The sequence below is a fragment of the Roseibium sp. MMSF_3544 genome (genome assembly GCF_030732845.1).
Classification (GTDB): Bacteria; Pseudomonadota; Alphaproteobacteria; order Rhizobiales; family Stappiaceae; genus Roseibium.
On record NZ_JASHKA010000010.1, the window covers coordinates 21,573 to 33,335 of the forward strand.

Genomic DNA, 11,763 nt, shown 5'->3' on the forward strand with positions numbered 1-11,763 from the left:
GGCATCAGGAGATCAGCCGCTGAGGGACAGTCTGCGCTTATGAACGTACATCCGACCACATCACTTTCTGCCGATCAGGCGACGGAGTTCACCAAGGTGCGTTTGCCGGACGGGCACCCGTCGGTGAAGAGCGGCAAGGTCGGTGTATTGCTGGTCAACCTCGGCACGCCGGACGCCACAGACTACTGGCCCATGCGCCGTTATCTGCGCGAATTCCTCTCCGACAAGCGCGTGATTGAGTGGCCACGGGCCATCTGGTACCCGATCCTCTACGGCATCGTTTTGATGACGCGCCCCGGGAAATCCGGCAAGGCGTACGACGAGATCTGGAACCACGAAAAGAACGAGTCGCCCCTGAGAACCATCACGCGGAGCCAGTCGGACAAGCTGACGGATATCCTGGGCGATAGCGACGGACGTCTGAAAGTCGACTGGGCGATGCGATACGGTCAGCCGTCGATTCCCGGCAAGCTGAAAGCGCTCAAGGACGAAGGATGCGACCGGATCCTGGTGTTTCCGCTGTATCCGCAATATTCGGCGACGACGACAGCAACGGTGAATGATGTCGTCTGCAAGACGCTGCTGGAATTGCGGTGGCAGCCGGCTATCCGCACGGTGCCGCCCTATCACGACGATCCGGTTTATGTCTCCGCCCTGGCAAATTCCGTCAAGCGGCACCTGGACAGCCTCGACTTTGAACCTGATGTCGTCCTGACCTCCTATCACGGCATTCCGCAATCCTACTTCAAGCGCGGCGATCCCTATCACTGTCATTGCATGAAAACCACGCGGCTTATGCGCGACGTGCTCGGATGGGATGAGGACAAATTGCGGGTTACGTTCCAGTCACGCTTTGGCCCGGAGGAATGGCTGCAGCCCTATACCGACAAGACCGTCGAACAGCTCGCCAAGGATGGCGTGAAGAACATTGCCGTCATGAACCCCGGTTTTGTCGCTGATTGCCTTGAAACACTTGAGGAAATTGCGGGTGAGGCGGGAGAGATCTTCGAAGAGAACGGTGGCGGACATTTTACCCACATTCCGTGCCTCAACGACACCGATCTCGGTATGGATGTCCTGGAGCATATTGTCCGGCGCGAGCTTGGCGGCTGGATCTGACCGCGCTGAAGCTGTTGAAAAAGCTTAAAACCGGCCGCCGCCCTTCCTACATTTCATGAGATTGTTTTGGAACGCGCCTAGATCCCGTGTATGGCTCTGGGCGCGCTGGGGACGTTGTCATGCTGTTTGACTTGCAAGTCGTTCATGAAACTCTAACGTTGTTTCAGAGCTGACTGTATTCGACAGGAAATCCGCTGGCACGACTCACTGAATCAGAGCATAGTGCCTTTTCTATTCTAGATCCCTTTTTGCTGATGCGGGAGATTTTCATGCCGATCGATATCGATGGTGCCAGTATTGTCCTGATCGTTCTTGCCGTTCTTGTCATCCTGGTGTTTTTCGCCGGGGTCAAGACCGTTCCTCAAGGCTACAACTACACGATCGAGCGGTTCGGCAAGTACCGCAAGACACTGTCGCCGGGGCTGAATTTCATCATCCCGTTTATCGATACGGTGGGCCACAAGCTAAACATGATGGAGCAGGTTCTCGATGTTCCCTCGCAGGAGGTGATCACGCGGGACAATGCGACCGTGACCGCCGACGGCGTGACCTTCTACCAGGTGCTTGACGCCGCGCGTGCCGCCTACGAAGTGCTGGGGCTGCAGAACGCGATCCTGAACCTGACGATGACCAATATCCGCTCGGTCATGGGATCGATGGATCTCGACAGCCTCCTGTCCAACCGTGACGAAATCAACGCGAAGGTGTTGCGCGTCGTCGATGCCGCGGCTGAGCCTTGGGGCGTCAAGATTACGCGTATCGAGATCAAGGACATCAATCCGCCGCGCGATCTGGTGGATGCCATGGCGCGCCAGATGAAAGCGGAGCGCGACAAGCGTGCGTCCATTCTTGAAGCCGAAGGCAAGCGTCAGTCGGAAATCCTGCAGGCGGAAGGCGAAAAACAGTCGCTCATCCTTGAGGCGGAAGGCCGGCGCGAATCCGCATTCCGGGATGCAGAAGCCCGCGAGAGGGAGGCCGAAGCAGAAGCCAAGGCAACCCAGATGGTCAGCGCGGCGATCGCTTCAGGTGATGTGCAGGCGATCAACTACTTCGTTGCCAACAAATATGTCGAGGCCTTCCAGGCGCTCGCGACATCGCGCAACCAGAAGACGCTCATCCTGCCGATGGAGGCAACGTCCCTGCTCGGTTCCTTGTCCGGGATTGGCGAGATCGCCAAGGAAGCTTTCAGCGATGAGGCGAAAGAAAACCGCACGTCATCGCGGATTCCGAACACCGGTTCGCCTGATGGAGGCCAGCAGTGAACCTCATCGAAACGCTCGGGCCCTGGAGCTGGTTTATCTTGGGATTGCTTCTGCTGGGATTGGAAATCGTCGCGCCGGGAAGCATTTTCCTCTGGTTCGGCGTTTCGGCTCTTGTTGTCGGTGTCATCGCCGTAGCCTTCGATCCGAGCTGGCAGGTTCTCGTCTCCATTTTCCTGGTTCTGTCTGTGGTCAGTCTGCTGATCGGGCGGCGTATGATGCGCAAGCTGTCCTCCGAGCAGGGTGACCCCGGGCTGAACCAGCGCGGCAGTCGCTATATCGGCCGGGAATTCACGCTGGAAAAGCCCTTAAGCGAAGGCGCGGGCAACCTCTCCATCGATGACACGATCTGGCGGATAACCGGTCCCGACCTGCCCGCCGGCACCAAGGTCAAGGTGGACTCCATCGACGGGGCTCGCCTGGTTGTTTCCCAGGTGGAGTAAGGGCGAAAACTCACCTCTCCCAATCGGGAGAGGGAATCAGCGGTAATGTCGGCAAACGAGACTCGAAACAGCATGGTCGCTACAAGACGGACCTGCCGATCCTCCTCAGAACGAGGTCGGATTTTTGGAAACCCATAGTGTACAGATCATGTGCGACAATGGCTCAACGAAACCCATGTTCACGGCTTGTGGCCGGGAGGGATTGGTGGTTCTTCGGCTTTCAGGAGAATGCCGATCCGCCGGTTTGCGGCCAGATAAGGGTCGTTCGGAAAGAGAGGTTCGGTGTCGGCCTTGCCGACAACCGCAAAGAACTGATCATCCGGCACGCCGTATTCAGCAAGGATCTGCCTGGCGATGTTGGCGCGCTCACTCGACAGGTCCCAGCCTGTGTAGCTCGGGTCGGTCGTGGGGCGGCCTGCGGTCGTATGGCCGGTGATTTCAACGCGGTTGGGCATTTGCGCCAGGACGGGCGCCATTTTCGCAATCAGCCGGCGGGTGGTCTCATAGGGGTATTTTGAACCTTCCCGGAACATCGACCGGCCGTCCTGGTCGACCAGCATGATGTTCAGGCCTTCTTCGGTCTCCTCCAGAATAATGTTGCTGGAGACTTCCGTGATTTCGGGCATTTCCTGCCAGGCCTGGCGGAGGGAGGCCGCTGCCGTTGCAAATTGCCTCGGCTTTTCGATTTCGGCTTCCATGGTGTCGTGCGTGTTGGCTTCCGGCCCCTGTTTGCGCCGTTTCTCGTGACGCTCCTGGGAAAAGTCGGAATCGTTCTCCTGCTCGACCTGGCTGATATCCTTCATGTAGTCGCGGATCGGAATGCCTTCGACTTCGATGATGCCGGTCTTGCGTGACGTATCCTTGACCCCGAAGGCTTCGCGCATCGAGCCCGCCACGACCTGGAGTTTTTCCTTGTCCTGAATGGAAAAGGAAATGATCAGAACGAAGAAACAGACGAGCAGGGACATCAGATCGGCGAATGTCACCAGCCAGTCTGGAGCGCCGCCGCCTGATTTTGCTTTCCTTTTCGCCATCGTCTTCTGTCCGCCCTTTCAACGCCGCTATGCGGCGTCAGCCAGTTCCGCGCGTGCTTTTTCAGGCAGGTACGCGATCAGCATTTCCTTGATCAGCGCCGGGCTCTTCGATTCTCTGATCTGGCAGACACCGTCGATAATCAGGGTCTGGTTCAGTTCATCAACGTCGAATTTCGCATCGAGCTTGTCGACGATCGGGAGACAAATGATGTTGGAGACAAGCGCTCCGTAAAGTGTCGTCAGAAGCGCGACTGCCATGGAGGGGCCGATGGCGGCCGGGTCGTCCATGTTGGCGAGCATCTGCACCAGACCCACGAGGGTGCCGATCATGCCGAAGGCCGGCGCGGAATCACCCAGTGCCTTGAAGACACGGCGTCCTTCGGACAGCCTTGTCAGCTGCAGGTCGCGCTCGCGCTCCATAGCCTCCTTGATGAATTCAAGCTCGTAGCCGTCCGCAACATACTGAACGCCCTTGGCAAGAACAGGGTCGGAGACGTCAACATTCTCAAGCCCGAGAGGTCCGGACTTGCGGACGATCTCGCCGAGATTCGTCATTTCGGTAATCAGATCGCGCGGGCTGCCGCTTTTGCCTGCCAGGGCGACCTTGAACCCTGTTATCAGCGCGGAAATGATGTCCGACAGCTGAAATCGGATCAACGTGGCGGCGAAGCCGCCGCCGATCACGATCAGAATCGACGGCAAGTCGACGAATTGCGTGAAACTGCCACCAAGAAAAATAGCAGTCACAACAATGCCAAACGCACCAACAATACCGATTAGGGTCGCCAGATCCATTCTGTTCACACACCAAGGTCTGTGGCATCAAGCCAGTGATACTTGGGTGCAGTCTAAGGGCGTTATGGCTAATCAATTCCTAATGCCGGGCGCCAAGTGACGCTGAAATTAAACTTTTTTCGAGCCGTGACGAAAATTTGATCGGTGAACGCTCACGGCTGTAAACCGGTCAGGCGGCGCCAATGCGCAAGAGATCGTGAAGATGGACAATACCAATTGGGCGACCGTCCTCGATCACGAAAACAGACGTGATCGACAGGCTGTTCACCAACTCCAGGATGGATCCGGACAGTGCATCGGGCGGCACGGACTTGGGCGAGCATGTCATGATATCGCCGGCGGTCTTCTCCAGGAGATTGCTGGAGACATGGCGGCGCAGGTCACCGTCCGTGATGATGCCGATCAGCTGGTTCAGTTCGTCGGTCACACCGAGCACGCCGAACCCGCGCTGGGTCATCAAGACGATGCCCTCGCTCATGGAGGTGGCAACCGATACGAGCGGCAAGCGCTCGCCTGAATGCATGATGTCCTTGGCGGTCCTGAGGCTTGCACCCAGCCGCCCGCCCGGATGAAGCACGCGGTAGTCCTGGGCCGTGAAGCCCCGGCCTTCAAGAAGGGCGACGGCAAGAGCATCACCGATGGCGAGCTGAATAAGAGCGGAAGTTGTCGGCGCAAGGCCGTGCGGACAGGCTTCGGCCACGCTCGGCAGTTTCAGAACGATGTCGGCGGCCCGGCCAAGTGAGCTGTCGCCGCGCGAGGTAATCGCAATCAGCGGCACCTTGAAGCGGCGCGTGTAGTTGACGATGCTTGCAAGCTCCTGGGTCTCTCCCGACCAGGACAGGGCAAGGACGACATCGTCCTGGGTAATCATGCCGAGATCGCCGTGGCTTGCTTCGCTGGCATGGACGAAGAAGGACGGCGTCCCGGTCGAGGCCAGGCTGGCGGCGATCTTGGTGCCGATATGACCGCTCTTGCCGATCCCGGTCACAACAACGCGGCCTTTGCTCTTTTGAATAATCTCGAATGTTTGCCTGAAAGGAGCCGCGAGCCCGTTCTTCAACGCGGCCCTGACGGCGCTCAATCCTGCGATCTCAGTCTCAAGGGTCCGTTCCGCGGAAACTAGGCTCTGCGTGAGGGCATCCGCATTGTTTTCGAACTGGGAATCAAGTGTGGGATTGGCCATCGGTTCTTTCTTTTTTCGAGACCGCACAGGACTAAGACACCCGGTCTTAAGGATCAAGAAGCTGCGACTGCTTTAATGGATTAGATTTCGCCCGAATGCCTGTCTGTTCCCAAAATGCGCCCAAACTATGGAAAAAGCGGAGCTTTCCACGACGTGATAGAGGCGCATATGCACGTGGGTGGTGGACGAATCGCGGCTGAAAACCGATCCCTTTGACCGCCATTGGCACCTTTCGCCGGGCAAGCGTCAGAACCTGCACCCCAGAATTGTCATTTTGCAAAAAAGAAACGAAGGATTAACCAACATTCGTCAGTTTGAACGGGACCTTGAATTCTAGCGGTTCCGAACCTGAATGCGCCGTATCCTGCATTTGATTGTCAGTCTTGCCGTCCTGCAGGCGGTGCCGTCGCTTGCGCAGACGACGCTTTCCGACCTGCGCGGCTCCAGTGATGCGGATGGTGCGCTCGGATCGGAGCCGGCTGCCGATACGGCTGTGGAAAGCGAAGACACCAACCCGACGCAGGCAAATGTCTATGCGCTGCGCCGAACGCTCAACGCTTCGGAAGCGGAAACAGGCTCGAGTGGCCTTGGCACCAACGGGCAGGTTGGACCGATACGCCCATTCTCTGACCGGATTGCCGCGGTCGACCGGGCCGTTCCCCTGGCGGGCAGTCTGATCGACGACAGTGTGTTCGGCGGCGACACGACCTTTGACGAACCCCAGGGCATTCGCCTCGGATCGTTTACCTTTACGCCCCAGATCACCTTTTCTGCCGGCTATACGGACAACACCGCCCAGTCCGCAGATGGGACGTCGGGCAGCCTTTATCGCATCTCGCCCGATCTCTCATTGGTCTCGAACTGGTCGCGTCATCAGTTCGATGCCTCCTTGCGTGGGACTTATACGGGCTACCCGGAAAACTCGGACGACAACGACGGCAACATTTCAGCTGCTGCCAATCTGCGGCTCGACGTCAGCGAAGCCACGCAAGTGGACACTGGTGTTTCGTACACATACTCCCGCGAGGAAGACGGCAGCGCCGAATCAACGTCTTCGGGCGTGGACCATATCCAGAACCTCACGGCGGATCTGGGGGCGACCCGAAGCGTCGGACTGATTGCAGCAACCGCTGCGCTCGGTGCTGACCGCAGCGTCTATACGTCCGATGACGATATCGATAGCGGGCGCGACAACACCGTTTACTCCGCGACCTTGCGGTTTGATGCCAACACGGGCAGCGTCCTGACACCGTTCGTCGAAGGGTCACTTTTGCTCCGGCGCTTTGACGAGAGCTGTAGCGACGATATCTGTGAGAAGCGGGACGCCAACGGCTACCAGCTTCGAGGCGGTCTGACCATTGCCTCGGGTCCGAAAGTGACGGGTAATGTCGGCATTGGCTGGCGGATCGAGGACATTGAAGACGACCGGCTGGACAGCCTTTCCGGTCTCGTCCTGGACGGCTCCCTTGTCTGGTCGCCCTCGCGTCTGACGACTGTCACTGCAGGGCTCGGAACAAACTTCCAGGCAACGGATATTGACACGGCGAGCGGGTCGATCATTTATTCTGGAGATCTGCGGGTTGCGCATGCTTTCAGCGACAGGCTGGTTGGTGAAACAGGCGTAGGCTACAGTTACCGAACCTACGAAGGCGTATCGATTGAAGAACAGACCCTGACAGGATTTGGCGGAGTGACCTTTGCGCTGACGAACAGTGTGGCTTTGACGGCCGACTATACGCATCGGCGCTTCGACAGTTCTCAAGAGGGCAGCGATTACACGGAAAATGCGATTGAAGCCGGACTTCGGTTCCGGCATTAACGGCACGGTAACCAATAGCAGATCATTCATGGGGCGGGGGCAGAAGCGAACACGGACTCGGGCGTAAGGAGGCCCTGATGCGGAGCTTTGTGCGGCGAACTGCAAGCGTGATGGTAGATTTGCCTCGAGAGACTTTCTTGAAATCCCGGCTTTGGCGTCTCGCCACAGGCCTGGTGCTGGCATCCGGTTTGATGGTGTCGGCCACGTCCGCCTATGCGGATCCGGGCTTCGACCGGTTCGTCCGTGATTTCTGGCCGAAGGCCAAGGCGGCCGGCATTTCCTCCCAGACCTACAATTCCGTTTTTACCGGCATGGAGCCCGATGACGACACATTGCGCCTCATGAGCAAACAGTCGGAATTCGTGAAGCCGATCTGGGAGTATCTTGATAGCGCGGTTTCCGATACGCGGGTCGAAAAAGGCCGTGAACTGCTGACCGAATATGCCACCGTTCTTAGCCAGATCGAGACCCGTTACGGGGTCGACCGCGAAGCGGTGCTGGCAATCTGGGGCATGGAGACCAACTATGGCGGCTTTATGGGCCGGCACAATGTCATCCAGGCACTGGCGACGCTCGCCTATGCGGCGCCTCGGCGCAAGAAGTTCTGGAACAAGGAACTTGTGACCGCACTCGCCATCGTGCAGGCCGGACATGTGCGTTTTCAGGACATGGAAGGGTCATGGGCCGGTGCCATGGGCCACACCCAGTTCATGCCGTCCAGCTGGCAAGCCTACGCCTCTGATTACAATGGCGACGGCCGCCGTGACATCTGGACCTCGGTCCCCGATGCGCTTGCCTCGACCGCCAACTATCTGAAAAAGCACGGTTGGCAGACGGGCAAAACCTGGGGCTACGAAGTCCAGCTGCCCGCCGGTTTCAACTATCAGCTGGCCGACGGCGAAAAGACGCTAACGCTCGGAGAATGGTCCAAATACGGCATTCGGCGTGCCAATGGAAAGGGCTTCCCGCGTCCCGCAGACAAGGGTGTTCTCGTATTGCCGGCAGGTGCCAACGGGCCCGCGTTCCTGATGCTGCGCAATTTCTACGTCATCAAGCGCTACAACAACGCCACCGCCTATGCGCTCGCGGTCGGACACCTTGCGGACCGGCTGATCGGCGGTGGTCCGCTTGCAGGCGACTGGTCCCGTGATCATCTGCCGCTCAAGCGCTCCGAGAGGGTGGCACTGCAGAACTACCTGAACCAGCTCGGATTTTCCGTTGGTGCTGCCGACGGCAAGATCGGCCCGGCAACGCGACGCGGTATTCGTGCCTATCAGCAGTCCCGGGGTCTCATTCCAGATGGATATGCCTCTGCAGTTTTGCTGGCGCACCTGAAGCTGGGCGGCTAAACTCCAGCCGAACAAACCGGCCAGGGGTCAAAAATGCCGAAAAAGGCTGCAAGGACAGGATTTAAGACGGGAGCGAAGCTGATCCTGGCGCTCGTTCTCGTTTTTTCCTTCAGCCTTGTCTTTGAGACACTTCCGCCGGCTTCCGCACAGCAGGCCGCAAATGGCGAAATTGTTGTTGCCCAAAACGGAGTTTTGCGGGGCTTTAACCCGTTTTCACCACTCCAGCGGCTTTTTGGCGGAAAGCAACGGCAGCGTACACAGAAGCCGCCGCCGCGACAGACCCAAAAGCGGCGCGCGCCCGCACGTGCCTCCGGAACGCCTCCCAAATTTCAGGAAGTCGCCAAAGACCCCAATGCCGGGATCATTCTGGTCGTTGGCGACCGCATGGCGCGCGGCGTCGCCGACGGGCTTGAGTTCATCTTCGCGGAGAAGCCGCAGATCCGGGTCGAAAAGATTACGGAAGACAAAGCGGGCTTTGCCGGAAACAATCCACCGGATTTCGCAACTCAGGTTCTCGCAAAGATCCGCGGCGACGATGTGAAGGCCGTTGTGGTCATGATCGGGCGTCGTGATCTGGGCAGAGACTTTCCCGGCGAAGTGCCGGTTGAATTCATGACGCAGGAATGGACCGACGCCTACAGGGACAAGGTTGAAGCGCTTGTGCGCGTCGTGCGCCAGGAGAAGAAACCCATTGTCTGGGTGGGCCTGCCTCCAACAAATGCCGAGAGCGTCAATGCGGACTTCACCCAGCTGAATACGATTTTTCAGAGCACTTCGGAAGACAGACGCGTCCGGTATGTCGATATCTGGGACATCTTTTTGACCGAAGACGGCAGCTATTCGTCCTTCGGTCCTTCCGTTGACGGCAAGAACACGAGACTGAGAACCAACGACAGGATCGGCTTTACCTGGCCCGGCTACCAGAAAGTGGCGTTCTTTGTCGACCGCGAACTGCTGCGGCTTCTGGGTGGCTATGGCGGGCTTGCGTTTGAGGGAATTGAGGACGATCCGAACTTCATCGTCCTGACGGGACGGACGACATCTCCGGAAGCCCTGCTTTTGGGCGGAGAAGAAGACGACGGGGAAATCGACCCGGACAGCACCGCCTACCGGTTCTTCGTCAAGGGCGATCCATTACCGCCAATGCCAGGGCGGGTCGACGACCCGCGTATCGCCGTTGAGGGAACGTCCGCGCTCGAAGAAGGCGAAGTTCCAAGCGGTTCCTAGGCCCGGAAGACTTCAGAAAAACGATGCCCGGCACGCGGTAAGTCACGTGCCGGGCAAATTTATTCCTGGCTACTCGGCCAGGTTAATGAGACAGGACTCTAGCGCGGGAGGTTGGAAGAACCGGTGAGGAACTCGTCGACTGCCCGTGCCGCCTGGCGGCCCTCACGGATCGCCCAGACCACCAGTGACTGGCCCTTGCGGACGTCACCTGCTGCAAAGACCTTGTCCATGCTGGTCTTGTAGTCGTCCGTGTTTGCCTTGACGTTGGTCCGGCCATCCAGCTCCAGCTTGTCACCTGCCTCGGCAATATAGGTGTCGAGCAGCGGCCCTGAAAACCCGATGGCGGCAAGGACGAGGTCGGCGCGCAGAATGAATTCCGTTCCCTCGATCGGGTGGCGCTTTTCATCGACGCGTGCGCATTTCACACCGGTGACCACGCCGTCTTCAGCGACGAGCGACAGCGTTGCGGCTGAAAATTCGCGCTCGGCACCTTCCGCCTGGGAGGACGAAGTGCGGAATTTCGTTGGCCAGTAAGGCCAGACAGTCATCTTGTCTTCTTTGAGCGGCGGGATCGGTCGAATGTCCAACTGGGTTACGGAGAGCGCACCCTGGCGGAAGGCCGTGCCGACACAGTCAGACGCGGTATCGCCGCCGCCGATCACGACCACATGCTTTCCGCCGGCCCAGATTGGCAGTTCGTCGCCCTCCGGTTCGCCGCCAACGCGGCGGTTCTGCTGGACAAGATATTTCATCGCCCAGTGACAGCCTTCCAGCTCCATGCCGGTGACGCCCGGGTCGCGCGGACGTTCGGCGCCTGCGCACAGGATGACCGCGTCATGGCGTTCAGCAAGTTCTTCCAGCGCGGTGTCGACGCCGACATTGACGCCGTAATGGAACGTGACGCCTTCCGCCTCCATCTGCTCGACCCTTTGGTCGATATAGTGCTTTTCCATCTTGAAGTCGGGAATGCCGTAACGCAGCAGGCCGCCGGCCTTGGGTTCACGTTCATAGACATGCACGGTGTGTCCGGCCCGCGCGAGCTGCTGTGCCGCCGCCATGCCGGCAGGCCCTGACCCGATGATCGCGACCGCCTTTCCGGTCTTGCGGGAGGATGGTTCCGGCACGATCCATCCGTTTTCCCAACCCTTGTCTGCAAGTGCCTGCTCGACGGTCTTGATGTTGACCGGGATGTCTTCAAGATTGAGCGTGCAGGCTTCCTCGCACGGGGCCGGGCAGATACGTCCGGTGAATTCCGGAAAATTGTTGGTCGAGTGCAGGTTGCGCAAGGCTACGTCCCAATCGCCTTGGTACACCAGATCGTTCCAGTCCGGGATCTGGTTGTTGACCGGGCAACCGTTCGGCCCGTGGCAGAACGGGATGCCGCAATCCATGCAGCGCGCGGCCTGGTTGACGACTTCCTGGTCGTTCAGCGGAATGGTGAACTCGCGGAAATGACGGATGCGGTCAGAAGCCGGCTGGTACTTCTGCTCCTGACGATCGATTTCCAAAAATCCGGTTACCTTGCCCAAGGCGAC

10 protein-coding genes are annotated in these 11,763 nt (G+C 58.7%); 6 read left to right on the forward strand and 4 right to left on the reverse strand.

The annotated features are described in order from the left end of the window. Window positions 1–39 precede the first annotated feature (39 nt). The 3 genes from hemH (at window position 40) to RBB47_RS15605 (ending at window position 2,821) form a co-directional block, all read left to right on the forward strand. Window positions 40–1,119 (forward strand): ferrochelatase, encoded by a 1,080-nt coding sequence (gene hemH, locus RBB47_RS15595; protein ID WP_305986761.1) that lies wholly within the window; start codon window positions 40–42, stop codon window positions 1,117–1,119. A gap of 281 nt (window positions 1,120–1,400) precedes the next feature. Beyond that, window positions 1,401–2,381, forward strand: coding sequence for an SPFH domain-containing protein (locus RBB47_RS15600; RefSeq protein ID WP_371932801.1), 981 nt, complete (start codon window positions 1,401–1,403; stop codon window positions 2,379–2,381). Next, the gene (locus RBB47_RS15605) at window positions 2,378–2,821 is read left to right on the forward strand and encodes an NfeD family protein (protein ID WP_305986763.1); all 444 of its coding nucleotides are present in this window, start codon (window positions 2,378–2,380) and stop codon (window positions 2,819–2,821) included. The genes RBB47_RS15600 and RBB47_RS15605 overlap by 4 nt, the downstream gene beginning before the upstream one ends. Window positions 2,822–3,000: 179 nt before the next feature. On the opposite strand, the gene RBB47_RS15610 is transcribed toward RBB47_RS15605, so the two are convergent. From RBB47_RS15610 to RBB47_RS15620, 3 genes are all read right to left on the reverse strand, one after another. Then, complete coding sequence (locus RBB47_RS15610) at window positions 3,001–3,855, reverse strand: flagellar motor protein MotB (RefSeq protein ID WP_305986764.1); 855 nt, start codon at window positions 3,853–3,855, stop codon at window positions 3,001–3,003. Window positions 3,856–3,882: 27 nt separating this feature from the next. Continuing rightward, complete coding sequence (locus RBB47_RS15615; RefSeq protein WP_305986765.1) at window positions 3,883–4,650, reverse strand: motility protein A; 768 nt, start codon at window positions 4,648–4,650, stop codon at window positions 3,883–3,885. Window positions 4,651–4,819: 169 nt separating this feature from the next. Then, on the reverse strand, window positions 4,820–5,833 hold the full coding sequence (locus RBB47_RS15620) for an SIS domain-containing protein (protein ID WP_305986766.1): 1,014 nt from the start codon (window positions 5,831–5,833) through the stop codon (window positions 4,820–4,822). A 352-nt stretch (window positions 5,834–6,185) separates the two neighbouring features. Here RBB47_RS15620 and RBB47_RS15625 point away from each other — a divergent pair, with 352 nt between their 5' ends. The 3 genes from RBB47_RS15625 to RBB47_RS15635 all read left to right on the forward strand — a co-directional run bounded on the left by RBB47_RS15625 (window position 6,186) and on the right by RBB47_RS15635 (window position 10,228). After that, window positions 6,186–7,652: an outer membrane beta-barrel protein gene (locus RBB47_RS15625; RefSeq protein ID WP_305986767.1), complete on the forward strand. Its 1,467-nt coding sequence runs from the start codon at window positions 6,186–6,188 to the stop codon at window positions 7,650–7,652. A gap of 191 nt (window positions 7,653–7,843) precedes the next feature. After that, window positions 7,844–9,001: a lytic murein transglycosylase gene (locus RBB47_RS15630; RefSeq protein WP_371932802.1), complete on the forward strand. Its 1,158-nt coding sequence runs from the start codon at window positions 7,844–7,846 to the stop codon at window positions 8,999–9,001. Window positions 9,002–9,034: 33 nt separating this feature from the next. After that, window positions 9,035–10,228 carry a DUF459 domain-containing protein gene (locus RBB47_RS15635; protein ID WP_305986769.1) on the forward strand — a complete coding sequence of 398 codons (1,194 nt, stop codon included), beginning with the start codon at window positions 9,035–9,037 and terminating at the stop codon, window positions 10,226–10,228. 98 nt (window positions 10,229–10,326) lie between these two features. On the opposite strand, the gene RBB47_RS15640 is transcribed toward RBB47_RS15635, so the two are convergent. Further along, a complete protein-coding gene (locus RBB47_RS15640) occupies window positions 10,327–11,757 on the reverse strand; it encodes a glutamate synthase subunit beta (protein ID WP_305986770.1) in 1,431 nt (476 codons plus the stop codon). Window positions 11,758–11,763: the final 6 nt, after the last annotated feature.